The sequence below is a fragment of the Aliivibrio fischeri genome (assembly GCA_038993745.2).
Classification (GTDB): Bacteria; Pseudomonadota; Gammaproteobacteria; order Enterobacterales; family Vibrionaceae; genus Aliivibrio; species Aliivibrio fischeri_B.
In genome coordinates this window covers 1,502,980-1,521,109 of the sequence record CP160629.1, presented here as the reverse complement: position 1 = coordinate 1,521,109, position 18,130 = coordinate 1,502,980, and the positions used below count along the sequence as shown (strand labels likewise).

Here is an 18,130-nt window from a genome sequence, read left to right as displayed (position 1 = left end):
ATGTTAGAATATATTTATCAAGCAACGGGTTTATTATTAATTGCCTTTTCGGTTCAAAGCTTTATGGATAAGGAAAATCCAAAAGCAATTGGTACAGGTTTATTTTGGTTGGCATATGGTGTTTCTTTCTGTTTAGGAAGCATTTTACCTGATTGGTTTGTCGGCGTTCTGGTGTTACTTATGACACTGATTGCTTCTGCTGGATTAATGGGGATTGGTTCTTATCATTCAAGTGATAATGAATTTAGAAAAGCCAGTGCGAAATCATTACAAAACATGCTATTTCTTCCTGCGATCATTGTTCCTGTCGGTACCATTTTATGGAGCCAAGTAACTGGTGAAAGTGCGCTTATTGGTTTAGGGATAAGCTCTGTTGCGGCTTTATTAGTTGCAAACGGAATGACCAAATGTCGACCTGTGCAAAGCATACATGAAGGTCGTCGTTTAATTGATACCATTGGTTGGGCGGCTATTTTGTCGCAATTCTTAGCTGCACTTGGTTATCTGTTTGGTCAAGCGGGTGTTGGTGATACCGTTTCACAAATCGTAAAAGAAATTGTGCCTCATGGTAGTGTTTTAGCTTACGTTATTGCTTATACATTCGGCATGGCTATCTTCACCATTGTGATGGGTAATGCGTTTGCTGCGTTTGCTGTTATCACTGCAGGTATTGGTATTCCGCTACTTATGGTTGAAATGGGCGGTAATCCAGTGATCGTTGGTGTACTTGGTATGGTTTCTGGTTATTGCGGAACATTAATGACACCGATGGCGGCCAACTTTAATGTTGTACCTGCCGCACTATTAGAGTTAGAGAATAAAAACCAAGTGATTATTACTCAGTTTATTCCTGGTTTTATCATGTTACTTATTAATACTACATTTATGTATCTGTTTGCGTTTTAGGGAATTAGGCAATGAAAAAGATTTTAATTACGGGTTTTGAACCATTTGGTAACGATAAAATCAATCCGGCATTGGAAGCGGTTAAGTTAATTGCAGGACGCAAGCTTAATGGTGGTGAGATCGTTATTTGTCAGGTTCCAGTGGTTCGATACAAATCTATTGAAACAGTCAAACAAGCAATTGAAGAGCAACAACCGTATGCGGTTATTACCGTGGGTCAAGCATCAGGACGTGCTGCCATTACACCAGAGCGTATTGCCATTAATGTAGACGATTTTAGAATCCCTGATAACGAGGGTATCCAAGTTATTGATGAGCCAGTAGTCGCTGGTGGGCCAGACGCTTACTTTACGACACTTCCTATCAAAGCAATGGTTAGTGAAATTCAGGCGCAAGGCATACCTGCCACGGTTTCAAATACCGCAGGGACATTTGTGTGTAACCATCTGTTTTATGGAATACAACATTACTTAAAAGACACGAATGTTCGTCATGGTTTTGTACATATTCCATTATTACCAGAGCAATCGGTTGATGGTTCACAACCAACGATGAAACTTGAGCAAATTGCAGAAGGTTTAGCAATAGCGGCGCAAGCCATCATTGATAACGATTCTGATATCCAACAAGGTGCGGGAACGATCTGTTAAGATAATTAGCCTCACTTTTTTAAAGCCTAAGAATAATGTTAATTGTTCTTAGGTTTTTTTATGCCTGAAGAAATTATAAGAGATTTAACGAGATAGACAGTTAAGTTTGTGAAAATGAACACATTTTGAAGTTAGTCGAAACTATATGATGATTTGTGTAATTGATTTTTTCAATTATGAGGTGTGTAGCAGTAATTTCAGAGGTTGTTCATATTTACTCTTGCACTTAGGAATTTTATTAAAATTATTAGAAGTAGAAAATTATGCATCTAACACTAAAAATTAAACTTGTTTTAACGAGTTTTGCGCTTATTGTTTTAACAATCGTGTCTCTTGGTTCTTTTTCATATCAGACAATGAAAACTCAAGCATGGGATGCCATTCAAAGTGAAAGTGGAAATACAGCAAAAGCCTATAGTTTAGGCATTAGTGATTGGTTTAAAGGTCGCCAAGATGCGATTGTTGCTATGAAAGAAGCAATAGAGCGAGATCCTAACTTGGATTTGGTCGCTCATTTAAAACAGACATTCACATCAGGTGGTTTTGGCTTAAGTTATTACGGTGACAAAAATGGCGTGATGCAACGCCAAGATCCATCGTTAAATAAAGCCGGTTATGATCCACGAACCCGAGATTGGTACAAAGAAACACTGACTGCGAATAAGGGAATAACAACAAAGCCCTATGTTAGTCATACCATGCAAGCGTTAGTTGTTACTCTTACTGAACCAGTTCGTAGTAATGGAAAAATAATTGGTGTTACAGCTTCTGATTTATCTTTGTCTACTTTAGTTGAGGATATATTAGATATTCCAGTTCCAGGTAATGGTTATGCCATGCTACTGGATGTGAGCAATAAAATCGTTGTTGCTCACCCAAATGAGAAAATGGTGTTAAAACCAATTTCAGAACTTGGTAATGGATTCGATGCTAACAATTTAAGTAATGAAATTGCATCTGATGGTTTTTTCTTTACCGAAGAGAATGGGAAAGAGAAAGCGGTCATGATCACGGCGGTTCCAAATACCAATTGGGCAATTACCTTGGTGATGGACAAAGAGACATTAGAAGCGCCATTAAATTCGATGCTTTTTGAATTGCTGTCGATTGGCGCGTTAATCTTATTGTTTGTATCTATGTTCACAGGATGGCTTGTAACTCGTCAATTACGAGAGTTAGGAACGGTTTCGGATGCGTTAGCGGATATCGCAAATGGCGAAGGCGACCTTACGGTTCGTATTAATGTTAAATCAGATGATGAAGTAGGTAAGTTAGCAGATAACTTCAACCAGTTCGTATCACGCTTGCATACGATGGCATCAAATTTACGTGAAATAACCTTTGAGTTAAATCGCTCAGCAGCAGAAAGTGCAGATTCAGCCGTTCAGCGCAGTCAAAATATCCGTCATCAACAAGATGAAATAACCATGGTTGCTACTGCAGTAACTGAGATGGCGAGTGCGACACAAGAGATTGCAGGAAATGCTGAAAACACTGCTAAATCGGCAGAGCAAGCGGTGGGATTAACACAAACAGGTCACGATCAAGCAAATCAAAGCCAAGCATCTATCGGAAATCTTGCTCGAGAGGTAAATAGTGCGGTAGGCATCATTGAAGATCTTAACGGACACGCACTCAAAATCAGTTCAATTTTGGCCACCATTCGTTCGATAGCCGAACAAACAAACTTACTCGCATTAAACGCAGCAATCGAAGCGGCACGTGCTGGCGAGCAAGGTCGAGGATTTGCGGTTGTGGCTGATGAAGTTCGAGTTTTATCTCAACGAACCCATACTTCAACAGAAGAGATTCAAGCCATGATAGAAACGCTTCAATCAACAACACAAGAAGCGGTTTCAGTCATGTCGGACAGTCATCACTTGGCAGAAACAAGCGTAAAAGATGTCGATGAAGCGGGAGTCAGTATCGGGAATATTGCTGCGCAAATTAATGTGATTAGCGATATGGCGACTCAAATTGCCTCTGCTGCAGAAGAGCAGTCAAGTGTTACGGCTGAAATTAGTCGAAATACAGAAGGGGTTCAGGAAGTAGCAAACCAAATGGCGCATGAGGCTGAGACCGCAGCATTGCAGGCTGAGTCATTAAAATCGTTAGCTGATTCATTAGAAGAAGAAATTAAACGATATAAACTGTAACTTATTAATAAACAGTAAAAAACCGTCCAATAGTGACGGTTTTTTTACGTCAAAAAAGTGTGATTTTGTTTCCAATGTTGTGTAAGGCAACACCTTGTAAAAAAACTTATGAAGTTTGTTTCGTATGCTATTCCAAAAAAATAAACAATGTGTAAAATACGCCTCCTTATTGGTAACACCTAATGTGTAATCTATCCAGTGCATTGAAAAATCCATTCAATTCGCTATTTAGGACATCGATGAAAAACGTATTAATTCCTTTTATTATTTCTTTAGCGACAGTCTCTTGTACGCCTATTTTTGATGGCAATTTCCAAAGACCTAACTCGAATTCATGTAATTGCGAGAGTGACATTACTAACTCGAACAATAATACAACTTCAAAGCCAGATTCTTGGAAACCTAGCACGTCAAAACCAAATCAAAGCATTGAAGAGCAGTTAGAAAATCTTGCTAATCATGTTCATAAAACATGGGGAGATAAAGAGTTTCTAGAAGCGGGTAAGCATCGTTACGTTAAGTATTTGGATGGATATAGAACTCGCGCACATATCGATTTTGATAAAGGCAAAATTTACGTTTCGACGATCTCTCAATACCAACCAAAAGAAACGTTGAAGAAAGCGATCATCGGCACCGTATTAATGCCAGCAGACCCATCACATGTGGATTTATTTAGCGATAAATCGATTCCGTTGCGTGGACGTCCATTCTTACTTGGCCAAATTAAAGACCAAGAGAATAAAGACATTGAATGGCCATGGCGAGCAGGGCGTTATGCTGATTACTTAATAGAAAATAAGTTACAAACTAAAACCATTAAAAATGGTAAAGCGTATTATGTTGAGATATCTATGGTTGATGACCATTTAGAGCAACGTGAATTTCAATATGCAGATTTAATTAAAAAAGCATCAAAAGAGTACGATATTTCAATCGACTTAATTTATGCAATTATTCAGACAGAGAGCAGCTTTAACCCTTATGCTGTAAGCCATGCAGGCGCTTACGGATTAATGCAAGTGATCCAAAAACCGCAGGAGCGGATGTTTTTAAATTAGTTAAGAATAAGCCGGGATCCCAACAAAAGAGTACTTGTTTAACCCTGCGCATAATATCGATACTGGTACAGCGTATTTCTATATTTTAAAGAATCGTTATTTAAGAGACATCAAACATCCAACTAATAAGCATTACAGTATGATCTCGGCTTATAACGGGGGCTCAGGTGGCGTTTTCTCAACATTTGATCCAAGCCGAACTAAAGCCATTGATGAGATAAATAGTTTGCAACCAAATCAGCTTTATTGGGCGTTAACAAACAAACATCCTAAGGCTGAAGCTCGTAGATATTTAGAAAAAGTGCTTAAATTTCAAAAAGAATTTAATGAGAAAAGTTAGATAAATTTTATTGATTGATAGGTGCAATAAATTCCATTATACATTTGCAGAGTGCTTTGTTAGTGTGCGTTTTTTGCACTTATTTGTGTTTATTGATTGTTATGGTGTATGCAAATTGAAACGAATTTTCGTTTTTATCATGTGTGTTTTTTCTTCATTTGTTTCTTCAATGGATTTAACAGAGGAAGAGCAAGTATGGATACAAAACAATAAAAATTTTGTGTTTTATAACAATGATTATAATTCAAGATTATTTTTTATTGAGGATGGGGCACCAAAAGGACTGTACAGCAACCTAATTCAAGATATTAACAAAAAACTCAATACAAACTTCCAACTAAAAGTAAAAGACATTGATGATTTACATGCAATGTTTGACCGTTTAGAGAGTGGGGCTTATTTAGATTTTGCTGATACTGAAAACAGAAAAGAAAACTATTTTTTTGTCCCAACATTGTATCGTGTAAGCACCAAAGTTTTTATAAAAATACGGATCAAATTATTGATCTTGTAAGTTTAAATAATAAGAAAATTGGCTTAGTTGAAGATTGGTTTTCTACGACGAATTTTATTGAACAATACTCTGATTCTATACAATATACACCAGTAAAATTTGCGGATGTTAATTCACTGATAAACGCTCTTAATTCCGGAGAGATTGACGCTTTTGTTGCTGATACACAAGAAATAACGGACAAAGCATTTCCGACATTAAACTTACCAAGATTGAATAACCTATATACCTCATTTGCAATACCAAAATCGCAATCTGAATTGTATAGCGTATTAGTAAAATACTTTATTGAGTTGAAATCAGAAGAAGTAAAAGCGTTTGTTAAAAAATCCCGTGAAGATTACTTTTTGTATCTTTTTAAAGGAAGTAGTGAACTTAAAGGATCAAGCGTCAGTGTTGGTTATGGCGTTAATGAGTTTCCTGCAAGCTACTTAGTTAATGAAGAGTATCACGGCATTGCACCTACGTTGTTCGACAGTATTAAGCGAATATTTAAAGATTCGGTCACCTTCACTGAGCCAAGTGTTGGTGAGTGTAAAGATTATGATGTTTTATTATCAACATTTGAAAATGAGTGCATTACAGATAAATATTTTCTAACAAAACCGTATTACAGTTTTGAATTGTCAGTATTTAATAAGTTAGAAGGGAACTTTATATCTCGTATTGCAGATATAAACTACTCGACGGTAGGGATGCTGAAAAACGCTTATTATTACGATTATATAAAAAACAATACGTTAAATGTGAAAATGGTCTTTTTTGATACCTTTGAAGAGATCATTGAAGCAATAGATGACGGACGAGTTGATTATGCTTTTGGTGACCAACGTTTATTAATGAATCATACAATCAACCATGACATGTATGATTTAAAAACCGCAGGAACCTTAACCAAAACATTCTCTGTGTATATCGCAGTAAAGAAAGAGCATGAAGCACTATTTAATGCCATTAATCTGATATCAACATCATCAGATAATGAACGTTTGATTAAAAACATCTATATCAATGAGAATGAAAAGTATCAGAAAGATGATTTCTGGCTACTAATCGCAGTTCTACTTGTCAGCTTATTTATCATTGGCGTGTTGATAACTCGAGTTTATATAGAGAAAAAAGCACAAGCTCGTCTTTTAAGAATGAACGAATCATTGATTGGTTCATTGGAAATGGCCTCATTATACAGTGATGAAGAAACCAGTGAGCATAACAAGCGAATCAACGTATATTCTGAGCATCTTTCTAATTTATTGAATATGCCAAACTCGTTTGTAGAAGAAATTCGTATGATTGCTTCGCTGCATGACATTGGAAAGATTGGTATACCTCATTACATATTGAAGAAACCTGGAAAATTGGATCCTGATGAATTCGACGTAATGAAAAAACACGTAAACATTGGTTATGAGATTATCAAGAATACAGACTTGAGTTTGATAACTAAAAATATCGTGCTTTACCATCATGAAAAATGGAATGGTAAAGGATACTTGAGTTTAGTAGGTGAAGAGATTCCGATTGAAGCTCGAATTGTAAGTATTGTGGATGTGTATGACGCATTACGACAAAAGCGTATTTACAAAGAAGGCTTTACTCATGAAGTGGCTATTAAGATCATCGAAGAAGAAAAGGGCGTTTCTTTCGACCCTAAGATTGTCGATATATTCTTAGAGCATCATGAAGAGTTCAGAGCTATTTTGAGAATAATCAGTAAGTGAGTAAGAGCAGGGACTAGTTTTTAGGGGCTAGGGATTAGTAAGTCTTGAGGGATAGTGGCGAGTGAGAACAGGAACGAGTAACTGCTTTTTGCTCTTACTCGTTCCTGTTCTTTTCTAGTCCCTAGCATCTGCTTTCGACTCTTACTCGTCCCTGCTTTTCCTCGCCCCTAGTCCCTAAGCTCCACTTAACCTTTCACATCAAAATTGATTTTTTCATGTCCAGCAAATACTTGGAAACGCTTACCTTTTGCACGAGCAATAATGGTAATGCCAAACTTCTTAGCCAAATCTAAACCCATTTGAGTTACACCAGAGCGTGAAAGCAGAACAGGAATGCCCATCTGAGCGACTTTAATAACCATTTCTGACGTTAAACGACCAGTGGTGTAGAAGAGTTTGTCATCACCTGCTTCTTGTTTTAACCATAGCTCACCAGCTAAAGTATCAACTGCGTTATGGCGACCTACATCTTCCACAAATGAAAGCACTTTATTGTCTTTGCACACAGCACAGCCATGCACAGCACCTGCTGCTTTGTAAGTATCATTGTGATATGTCAGCGCTTCTAATGATTCGTAAAGATCAGATTGATTGATAGTTACTTGTGGTACTTGATAGTTTTCAAGTTGCTTCATTACGTTGCCGTACATGGTGCCTTGACCACAACCCGAAGTCACCGTCTTTTTCTTCAAGTTTTCTTTAACGTGTTCGGTGGTTTCTTTCGTATTTACAGCAGCCGTTTTGGTTTCCCAATCAATAATCACCGATTCTAAAAGAGAAGCATCAGTAACAAAATGTTGGTTCTTTAAGTACCCTAAAACCAACTCAGCAGGGCGAGCGCCAAGGGTCATTAATGTTACGACTTCTTGCCAATTCAACATTACGGTTAAAGGTTGTTCACATGCGATCTCTTTTGTTAGCTTTTCACCATATTCATCATAAACATCAACAGAAATGGTTTGTTTTGGTACAGTGCCAGTAGTAATTATTTTAGGTGATTGGCTCAAAATAAGCTCCAAATGAATGAGATTTGATTATTTATCTAGGTTAGGCAAATTTTATACCATAGAGTAAAAAAAGAAAGCGTGGTTGGTACAAGCTTTGCTTTAGAGTATAAATAGCAATACAAAACTTCATCAAAAGAAGGATAACTTGTGGAACAGAAAACAGAAAACAAATGGCCATTACAATTTGAAGTGATTGAAGAAATCAAACAGGTTGGCCGTTGGAGTGCACCATCATGGCGACTTGGTGATATTCATCTTTATGAGAAGGTAAATGAGACACAAGATAATGTTTCACTGTTTGAGCGTGATTTAGAAATTTTCCGCGATGAAAGAACAGATTATCGTTTCAATCTAAGCTCACAAGATCCTAAATTGTTCTTTGCTTTTGAAAACGATAATGACCAACTAACGCCAGTTATGATCACTGCATCACAAAGCATGATCGGACAATATATGGATGGTGATTATTTAGTGCTTTCAACAGCAATGCCGCTACCGATGCAAGCATGGTTAGAAGCTTATATTGGTAAACACGGCGAGTTATTAGAAGTTCGTAAGAAAAAACGTAAAGGTGCGGGGCGCGCAAGTGAGCAACTTCCTAAGTAGATGGTCTTTAAGAAAACAAAAGGTTAAGCAGGGTGAAGAAGTCAGTGATGAGCCAGTATTAAATACTGAATCAGACACAGTAGAAGATTCACAAACCCTTGTTGAGCCTAGTGTTGCTGTTGAAAGAGAAAGCGAAACTGAGATAGAGCCTGAACTGCCTACCGAAGCAGATTTAGTTACTATCACAGGCACAAGTAACGTCAGTCAATTTATGGCTGAAGGTGTAGACAAAAACTTGAAAAAAGCAGCACTTCGTAAGATGTTTTTGAATCCAGAATTTGCGATGGAAGATGAGCCAAACTACTCAACACAACCAAAACTGGACAGTGAAACAGCAAGCAAATTACGTGAATGGTTAGTCGAACCTGAAGAAGAACAAGACGAGATTTCAGACGAAGAAATTGCTCTTGATACTGACGCTATAAATGAAAATGATAATGAATATCAATACGTTAAAGGCGACGATATTGACCCAAGTGAGACAAAAAAGACCATATAAAGAATCGGGACATTTTGAACCAAGTTGAGACAAAATGTCCCGCATAAAAATAACTCCCGCCAAATAGTCTAAATAATCAACAAATCGACCTATTAATATTTCTCATAATTAGCCATTAAGTTGGTACGGATATTGCGATATAGAACCTATAAACCAGTCATAGAACTGAATAGGCCCGAATGGGGTCAAGAATAGGTGAAGCAATGTTAACCCAATTTTTAGCACAATCAGAAACAACGAATGCCAAAGCGCGTAAGTTCGCTATTGAGCAAACCGTTGAGTTAAACAACTTGATCCCGCCAACGGTGAGCTACGAAAGCCGTGGTAACTTGGTTATTATCGGCCTACGAGCATCATTGTTGATGTAGCAGAGCAGTTCTCTGAATTAAACAGCATCACATTGGTATCGACAGAATCAGATACTCAAGACAAAAAACGGACAAAACCGTTTATCACGCAAAAGAGGTCACCATTAAAGGCTTCTTAGGTGCGTTCGATGTTGAGTGCGTGGTTAATGGCGAGCGAGTAAACCTTGCTAAAACAACCACCGGAAAAACCGCTTTCGATTTAGTTTTAGATATGAAACTAGATAGCGTGATGAAAGAACAAGTGCCAGTACCAGGTTACTACCCAGTAGGCCGTGGCTATCCAACACTTGCACAAGTGCTTGATGAATTACCGGGTCTTGTTGGTACGTTCGATAAACCAAAATATTTCCGCTTAAACCCAGAGTTATGTGCACACAGTTCACGTGGCGTAAAAGGGTGTGAGCGTTGTGTTGATGCTTGTCCTGCTGGTGCATTAACCAGTGAAGGTTCGGATCAAACGGGTCACCATATCCAAATTAACCCATACCTTTGCCAAGGTGTTGGTACATGTGCAACCGCGTGTCCAACAGAAGCGATCAGCTACGCATTACCAGAAGCAGAAAAAACGCAAAACTTTGCTACTCGCTTATTAGCAAACTACAAAAAAGAGGGTGGAGAGACACCTATTATCGCATTTTGTAGTGATCGTCATGAGAATTTCAATGTAATGGCACTGAAAACCATGCCAGACCATGTTATTCCAGTGGTTCTTGATGAATTATTGTCTGTTGGTATTGATACATGGTTCTCTGCGTTGGTGAATGGTGCTGCGCAAGTTCTGTTTATCGCAAGCCGCAGAATGCCAGAAACCATTCAACGTGTATTAACACAAGAAGTGGAAATTGCTCAGGCATTGTTAACTCAATTAGGTTTAGATCCTCAACGAATCCAAGTGGTTTACATGGAAGCGTTAAATGAGATGACACTGATTGATACGCCGCTATCTGTAATGGATGCACCTTTAAAAGGTAACAAGCGTGAGCGTCTAATGGGGGCATTGGATCACCTTGCTGCCGACTCAAAAGCAAACCAAATTGAAATCACAGAGATCCAATCTCTACCATCACACGCACCATACGGAACAATCAGTTGCGAAACTAAAGATTGTACCTTGTGCATGGGTTGTGTCGCTGTGTGTCCAACACGTGCACTTCATAGTGATCCTGATTCACCAACATTGAAATTCGTTGAGCAAGATTGTGTTCAATGTGGTCTTTGCGTAAGTGCTTGTCCAGAAAAAGTGTTAAGCATGAAAGTGCAAATGAACTGGAACCAAGAGACACGTCAAGAAACACAAATTGTGCATAAAGAAGACGCGGCATGCTGTATTAGCTGTGGTGCGCCTTTTGCGCCAGCATCAATGATTGAAATGCTACGCTCTAAGTTACAGGGTAACCCTCACTTCAACGATGAAGCATCAATTAAACGTCTATATATGTGTGAAGATTGTCGAGTTCGAGACATCTTTACCGATTTGTCTGCAAACCCTGAAAAACAGTTAAAGGTGTAATGGCATGAATGAACAACAACAAATTCGACAAGAAATCTACGGTTTATTAGCGCATTTATACCGAGTAGCACCTGATCAAAATGTGATTGATTGGTTAAGTGGTATTGAAGTCGAAGGCGATGACAGCCACGAAATGAGCAAAGCATGGTCTGTGATTTCAGATGCAGCAAAAAATTCAGAACAAGAAGCACTAGAAGATGAGTATCAAAACTTATTTATTGGTGTAGGCCGTGGTGAAGTGATGCCGTTTGGCTCATGGCACATGGCTGGTGCATTAATGGAAAAACCATTAGTGGCACTACGACAAGATCTAATGCAGCTTGGTTTCGAGCGTGCAGAAGAAGTAAAAGAGCCAGAAGATCATATTTCAGCACTATGTGAAGTAATGGCTATGCTTATAGAGTCAGGTGATGCAGAAGTACTGCAACAGCGATTCTTTAATCGACATATTCAACCTTGGTTTGTGTCACTTTGTGATCAAATTAAACAGGCTGAACATGCAAATTTCTACAAATCGGTAGTGAGTTTGACTCTGGCGTTTTTCAGCGTAGAGCAAACACGATTTGCTAAGAACCCAAATGAAATTGAAATTACAGAAGTGCAATAGTACGTAAATCAATTCATTTAACGAGAATTAGAACCATAAAAACAAAAGCCCATTCCAAATACATTGGAATCATAGGAGCATTGAATGAGCGATAAAAAAACGGACCTAAACCGCCGTAATCTACTGAAAGGCCTTGCAACTGCTGCTGCCGCAGGTTCAGTAGCCGCAGCGGTATCTGGTACTGCAAATGCAAACACAGTAGCGGAAACTAAAAACGTTGAGAAAAAAGGCGATGGATATCGTGAAACTCAACACATTCGTGATTATTACGACAGCCTATAACGGAGCATAATAATGAAACTGACTAAACGTTCCGATTCGGTACAGAAGCAAGAGAACCAACTGGGCATTACACGTCGTATGTTCATGCGTACTTCAACAATTGCTGCGGGTGCAGTAGCAAGTGCAAGCATGTTTGTTCCAAGCATGATGAAAAAAGCACAAGCGAAAGAAGTGCCAGTTGATGCACCTACAGAAGTGAAACGTACTATCTGTTCACACTGTTCAGTAGGTTGTGGTATCTACGCTGAAGTACAAAATGGCGTATGGACTGGTCAAGAACCAGCATTTGACCACCCATTCAACGCAGGTGGTCACTGTGCAAAAGGTGCAGCACTTCGTGAACATGGTCACGGTGAGCGTCGTCTAAAATACCCAATGAAGCTTGAAAACGGTAAGTGGAAAAAACTATCGTGGGAACAAGCGATTGAAGAAGTGGGTAACAAAGCACTTGAGATCCGTAAAGAGTCAGGTCCTGATTCAGTTTACTGGTTAGGTTCTGCAAAGCACAACAACGAACAAGCATACTTGTATCGTAAAAACGCAGCAATGTGGGGCACAAACAACATTGACCACCAAGCGCGTATTTGTCACTCAACAACTGTAGCCGGTGTAGCAAACACTTGGGGTTACGGTGCGATGACAAACTCATTCAATGACATGCACAACTGTAAGTCAATTCTGTTCATTGGCTCAAACCCAGCAGAAGCGCACCCAGTAGCAATGCAACATATTCTGATCGCAAAAGAGAAGAACAGTTGTAAGATCGTTGTTGCTGATCCACGTCGTACACGTACAGCAGCAAAAGCTGATCACTATGTTGCATTGCGTCCGGGCTCTGATGTAGCTTTCATCTGGGGTGTACTATGGCATGTATTTGCAAACAAATGGGAAGATCAAGAATTCATTAACCAACGTGTATTTGGTATGGATGAGATCCGCACAGAAGTTGCAAAATGGAACCCAGCAGAAGTTGAGCGTGTAACAGGCATCACTGAAGCTGAAGTTTACGAAACAGCAAAACTGCTTTCTGAAAACCGTCCAGGTTGTGTTGTTTGGTGTATGGGTGGTACTCAACATACAACAGGTAACAACAACACACGTGCATACTGTATCCTAGAACTTGCTCTTGGCAACATGGGTAAATCAGGTGGCGGTGCAAACATCTTCCGTGGTCACGATAACGTACAAGGTGCAACGGACTTAGGTGTACTTTCTGATACGCTTCCTGGTTACTACGGTGTTGGTGAAGGCGCATGGAAACACTGGTCTAAAGTATGGGAATTGGATTTCGAGTGGGTGAAAGGCCGCTTCGACCAAGGTAAATACAACGGCAAAACGCCAATGAATAACTTTGGTATTCCTGTATCTCGTTGGGTTGATGGTGTTTTAGAAGACAAAGCAAACATCGAACAAAACGACAATATCCGTGCAATGTTCTACTGGGGTCACGCAGTAAACTCACAAACACGTGGTACTGAAATCAGAAAAGCAATGAGCAAGCTGGATATGATGGTTATTGTAGACCCATACCCAACGGTTGCAGCGGTAATGAACGACCGTACTGATGGCGTATACCTACTACCAGCAACAACACAATTTGAAACGCACGGTTCTGTAACGGCATCAAACCGTTCATTCCAATGGCGTGAAAAAATCGTTGAGCCACTGTTTGAATCAAAACCTGACCACGAGATCATGTACTTACTAAGTAAAAAACTTGGTTATGCAGATCAACTGTTCAAAAACATCCAAATTGATGAAAACAACCAACCTGTAATTGAAGACATCACACGTGAATTCAACAAAGGTATGTGGACAATCGGTTACACAGGTCAAAGCCCTGAGCGTATTAAAGCGCACACACAAAACTGGCACACGTTCCACAAAACAACGTTAGAAGCAGAAGGCGGCCCAGTAAATGGTGAAACCTACGGTCTTCCTTGGCCTTGTTGGGGTACACCAGAAATGAAGCACCCAGGTACGCATATCCTTTATGATACGTCTAAACCTGTTGCTCAAGGTGGCGGTAACTTCCGTACACGTTTTGGTGTGGAATATGAAGGTCAAAGTCTACTAGCTGAAGACAGCTACCCAGTAGGTTGTGAAATCGAAGATGGTCACCCAGAATTCACTGACAAACTGCTTAAACAACTAGGCTGGTGGGACGATTTAACACCAGAAGAGAAAGTAGCAGCAGAAGGTAAAAACTGGAAAACTGACTTATCTGGCGGTATTCAACGTGTTGCTATCAAACACGGTTGTATGCCATTTGGTAATGCAAAAGCACGTGCAATTGTATGGACGTTCCCTGACCGTGTTCCACAACACCGTGAGCCGTTATACACACCACGACGTGATCTTGTTGCTGATTACCCAACATGGGATGACCGCGCTGCGAACTTCCGTATTCCAACGCTGTACAAAACAATTCAAGACCAAGACAAGTCAAAAGAATACCCAATTATTCTGACTTCTGGTCGTCTTGTTGAGTACGAAGGTGGTGGTGAAGAAACACGTTCAAACCCATGGCTAGCTGAGCTTCAACAAGAAATGTTCGTTGAAGTTAACCCGAAAGACGCAAACGACATCGGCTTTAAAGACGGTGACATGGTTTGGGTTGAAGGTGCAGAGAAAGGTCGCATTCACGTTAAGGCAATGGTAACTCGTCGCGTTAAGCCTGGCTTAGCATTCGTACCATTCCACTTTGGCGGTAAATTCCAAGGTGAAGACTTACGTAATAAATACCCAGAAGGCACTGATCCATACGTTATTGGTGAAGCAGCAAACACAGCAACCACTTATGGTTATGACCCTGTAACGCAAATGCAGGAAACCAAAGTGACACTATGTAAAATCACAAAAGCGTAAGGGGTGATATAAAATGGCTAGAATGAAATTCTTATGTGACACCAAGCGTTGTATCGAATGTAACGGCTGTGTCACTGCATGTAAAAACGAAAATGACGATGCTCTAGAATGGGGCATTCAACGTCGTCGCGTAGTAACACTAAACGACGGTGAACCAGGTGAAACATCAATCTCAGTAGCATGTATGCACTGTACCGATGCACCATGTAAAGCAGTATGTCCTGCAGACTGTTTTGAACACACAGAAGACGGCATCGTACGTCACAACAAAGATCTTTGTATCGGTTGTGGTTACTGTCTGTTTGCTTGCCCATTTGGTGCGCCTCAGTTCCCTAAACAGGGTGCATTTGCTGAGCGTGGTAAAATGGACAAATGTACATTCTGTGCTGGTGGCCCAGGTGTAGAACCAGGTTCTAAAGAAGAACGTGAGAAATACGGTGCAAACCGTATCGCTGAAGGTAAATTACCAATGTGTGCTTCTCTATGTTCAACAAAAGCACTATTGGCTGGTGATGCAGAGAAAGTATCTGACATCTTCCGTCAACGTGTTGTTGAGCGTGGAGCGAAAGACGCAGGTTGGACTGACGGTGAAGATCTTGCGTTTGATGCGACTAAGAGCTAATCCGGTGGAGAGAGTGATGTTGAAACAATTAAAACGTCTTTCTCTTTCGTTATTGCTGCCGCTAATGGCAGCATTAACGCTTTCATTTGCTACGCCAAGCATGGCAAATGAGAGTGCAGCCGCGAAGAGCGCAGAGAAAGAAATGACCCAACTTGCTGGCGCAGATATCTGGCGTGAAGTAAGAGCAGGTCAAGAAGGCTACACAACTTCGCAATGGCCTGAACATGGCGTACTTATTAGTACGGCAGGCGAAACGTGGTTTGTACTAAAAGAGAAGTGGATGTCACCATTAGGTGCACTTGCTATTTTTGGTAGTTTAGTAATGGTAACACTGGCGTACTTTGTCGTTGGTCCATTAAAACTAAGCAAACCAAAAACAGGCCGTAAGATCAAACGTTGGTCTCGTATGGATCGCGCCTTACACTGGAGCATGGCATTTAGCTTTTTAACTCTAGCGTTCAGTGGTTTATGTTTAGTTTATGGTAAACACTTTTTAAAACCGATTTTACCAAGTGAAATCTGGGGCATGATCATTTATGCCGCGAAGCAATACCACAACTACATGGGACCGATCTTCTTTATCCTACTAATGTGTGTACTTCTGAAATGGTGGAGAAAATCTATCTTCAACAAGACAGACATTCAATGGTTCATGAAAATGGGCGGCATGGTAGGTAAACACAAAGGTTCACACCCATCAGCAGGTTTCTCAAATGGTGGTGAAAAAGCAATTTACTGGTTACTAATTGTATTCGGTACTGTTGTTGCTTTCAGTGGTTTTGTTTTAGATTTCCCAATCTTCGGCCAATTACGTCGTGACATGGAACTATCTAACCTTGTGCATATGCTATCAGCACTTATCCTGATCTGTGGTTTCATCTTCCACATTTATATCGGTCTGTTCGGTATGGAAGCGGGCCTAGATGGCATGGTAACCGGTGATGTTGATGAGACATGGGCAAAAGAACACCATGACTTATGGTATCACGAAGTGAAAGACCTTCCTGAAAACCAACCACAAGATAAGAAAGTAGACTAAATAAGTTAGTTACTTTATTGTCATAAATTCAAAAGCCGAGCAGGGTAACTTGCTCGGTTTTTTTATGTCTGATGCTTGGTGAAAGAGAAATGTCACTATTTATAGTTAATATTATCAATAGGTTAGTTCTTAATAAAAATTAGAACTTATAAGCAAAACATAAAAAAAGTAAATGAAATCTACCCATTAAATGGTATGATGTGCGCAAGAAGGTTTGAATTAACGCATAAAACAACACGTTCTCGCATAGTATGAAAAGAGCGAATAATATCGAATAGGTTATGGTGTTGATTTATTAAGTTTTCGAAAAAAATAGCAGCCATTAATGGAATGGTTGGTAGTAAATGGTGTGTGTATATACATGTATTTAAAGTGGTTTTTATTTATTATCAAATGAGACGTGTATATGAGCCAAAAAAAATTAAGTTTAGTGTATCTTGGAGGAGCCTTAGCTGCAGCACTTTACATTTGCCAAGAGTTTATGTTTGACGGAGCAGGTAATACCAAAGAATCGAAAGCTTATGCTTATAGTTTTCAGCTTAACTATTGGGCTGATAACTTACATGACAAGTTCAGAAGAGTAAGTGAATCTGGCTCTGCAAGTCAGTTGATACTTGGAGAGCAACAAGTAAAAGTGAATAAAGAGTTTTTCGTTAATCTTCACTCGTATCATAGGGAGATGAAAGACATACTGCGTGTACTCCAATATCAATATCAAATTCCCCTGAATATCATTACTGATATTGAAGAGATGTCAAAGTACGGTTTTCATACCACCGATGATATCGTGAGTTTTAGTGATAGCTGGAAGAAGTTAGAAGCTTTGCTTAATGAGCATGCTCAACGTGAAAAAGCTTTGGAAGAGTATTATCCCAAACTAATTGAGTTGTTTTCATTTGATTATGAACAAATGACTGATAATGAAAAGGTTGATATTACTGTTAAACAGATAACAGTACTCAAAGAACTGTATTCGAGTGAGTTATTATTTCTCAAAAATAATAGCGATATATTTGAATTTGTAAGAAAGCTTGCTGAGCAATCACATGATTTTTTGAATATATATGAACAAGTCCTAGAACGTTACAATAGCAAAGTAGAGTCTCTAGAATCCCTTAAGTTGATTGTAATGTCGTTACTTACGCTACTTTCAATTGTAATAGGAGTGAGATTGGAGCGAGAAGAATAAAAATATAATAAAGCATTTAAGAGTGATTCCCAACGCTTGGCATTATCAGTTCAAGGTTGGGTTTCGTGTTTACGGCGCAATGGTTTAGGCCAATGGTCGCGTTGCTCGCACCTTACGCGGCGTTAGCAGAATTATGTCCAGTAATATGATGTAGTAAAATGTGTGATATGCGTTTATGTGTATTT

General features: G+C 39.4%; 14 protein-coding genes and 3 pseudogenes. 16 read left to right on the top strand and 1 reads right to left on the bottom strand.

Going from position 1 to position 18,130, the window contains the following annotated elements; genetic code table 11:
• From AAFX60_007385 to AAFX60_007355, 7 genes and pseudogenes are all read left to right on the top strand, one after another.
• Positions 1-906 carry a DUF979 domain-containing protein gene (locus AAFX60_007385; GenBank protein XDF76619.1) on the top strand — a complete coding sequence of 302 codons (906 nt, stop codon included), beginning with the start codon at positions 1-3 and terminating at the stop codon, positions 904-906.
• Positions 907-917: 11 nt separating this feature from the next.
• A complete protein-coding gene (pcp, locus tag AAFX60_007380) occupies positions 918-1,556 on the top strand; it encodes a pyroglutamyl-peptidase I (GenBank protein XDF76618.1) in 639 nt (212 codons plus the stop codon).
• A 263-nt stretch (positions 1,557-1,819) separates the two neighbouring features.
• Positions 1,820-3,712, top strand: a complete 1,893-nt coding sequence (locus AAFX60_007375; GenBank protein ID XDF76617.1) for a methyl-accepting chemotaxis protein — start codon at positions 1,820-1,822, stop codon at positions 3,710-3,712.
• Between the two features lie 239 nt (positions 3,713-3,951).
• A pseudogene (gene mltC / locus AAFX60_007370) lies at positions 3,952-5,113 on the top strand (membrane-bound lytic murein transglycosylase MltC).
• Between the two features lie 169 nt (positions 5,114-5,282).
• A complete protein-coding gene (locus AAFX60_007365) occupies positions 5,283-5,627 on the top strand; it encodes a hypothetical protein (GenBank protein ID XDF76616.1) in 345 nt (114 codons plus the stop codon).
• Positions 5,567-5,887, top strand: a pseudogene (locus AAFX60_007360) (metal-dependent phosphohydrolase). The gene AAFX60_007365 and the pseudogene AAFX60_007360 overlap by 61 nt, the downstream one beginning before the upstream one ends.
• Complete coding sequence (locus tag AAFX60_007355) at positions 5,888-7,348, top strand: HD domain-containing phosphohydrolase (protein ID XDF76615.1); 1,461 nt, start codon at positions 5,888-5,890, stop codon at positions 7,346-7,348. It abuts the pseudogene before it with no gap.
• Positions 7,349-7,533: 185 nt separating this feature from the next.
• Here the strand turns inward: AAFX60_007355 and AAFX60_007350 are convergent, their stop codons facing one another.
• Positions 7,534-8,355, bottom strand: a complete 822-nt coding sequence (locus tag AAFX60_007350) for a formate dehydrogenase accessory sulfurtransferase FdhD (GenBank protein ID XDF76614.1) — start codon at positions 8,353-8,355, stop codon at positions 7,534-7,536.
• Between the two features lie 147 nt (positions 8,356-8,502).
• Here AAFX60_007350 and AAFX60_007345 point away from each other — a divergent pair, with 147 nt between their 5' ends.
• From AAFX60_007345 to AAFX60_007305, 9 genes and pseudogenes are all read left to right on the top strand, one after another.
• Positions 8,503-8,961: a DUF3305 domain-containing protein gene (locus tag AAFX60_007345; protein XDF76613.1), complete on the top strand. Its 459-nt coding sequence runs from the start codon at positions 8,503-8,505 to the stop codon at positions 8,959-8,961.
• Positions 8,942-9,460 carry a DUF3306 domain-containing protein gene (locus AAFX60_007340; GenBank protein XDF76612.1) on the top strand — a complete coding sequence of 173 codons (519 nt, stop codon included), beginning with the start codon at positions 8,942-8,944 and terminating at the stop codon, positions 9,458-9,460. Before AAFX60_007345 ends, AAFX60_007340 begins: the two co-directional genes overlap by 20 nt.
• Before the next feature lie 203 nt (positions 9,461-9,663).
• Positions 9,664-11,338: pseudogene (locus AAFX60_007335) on the top strand (4Fe-4S dicluster domain-containing protein).
• A 4-nt stretch (positions 11,339-11,342) separates the two neighbouring features.
• Positions 11,343-11,945: a molecular chaperone gene (locus AAFX60_007330; GenBank protein XDF76611.1), complete on the top strand. Its 603-nt coding sequence runs from the start codon at positions 11,343-11,345 to the stop codon at positions 11,943-11,945.
• 84 nt (positions 11,946-12,029) lie between these two features.
• Positions 12,030-12,227: a twin-arginine translocation signal domain-containing protein gene (locus AAFX60_007325; protein ID XDF76610.1), complete on the top strand. Its 198-nt coding sequence runs from the start codon at positions 12,030-12,032 to the stop codon at positions 12,225-12,227.
• Positions 12,228-12,239: 12 nt separating this feature from the next.
• A complete protein-coding gene (locus AAFX60_007320; protein ID XDF76609.1) occupies positions 12,240-15,095 on the top strand; it encodes a formate dehydrogenase subunit alpha in 2,856 nt (951 codons plus the stop codon).
• Positions 15,096-15,108: 13 nt separating this feature from the next.
• Positions 15,109-15,717 (top strand): formate dehydrogenase FDH3 subunit beta, encoded by a 609-nt coding sequence (gene fdh3B, locus AAFX60_007315; GenBank protein ID XDF76608.1) that lies wholly within the window; start codon positions 15,109-15,111, stop codon positions 15,715-15,717.
• A gap of 16 nt (positions 15,718-15,733) precedes the next feature.
• Positions 15,734-16,756 (top strand): formate dehydrogenase subunit gamma, encoded by a 1,023-nt coding sequence (locus AAFX60_007310; GenBank protein ID XDF76607.1) that lies wholly within the window; start codon positions 15,734-15,736, stop codon positions 16,754-16,756.
• A gap of 406 nt (positions 16,757-17,162) precedes the next feature.
• Positions 17,163-17,945: a hypothetical protein gene (locus AAFX60_007305; GenBank protein ID XDF76606.1), complete on the top strand. Its 783-nt coding sequence runs from the start codon at positions 17,163-17,165 to the stop codon at positions 17,943-17,945.
• Positions 17,946-18,130: the final 185 nt, after the last annotated feature.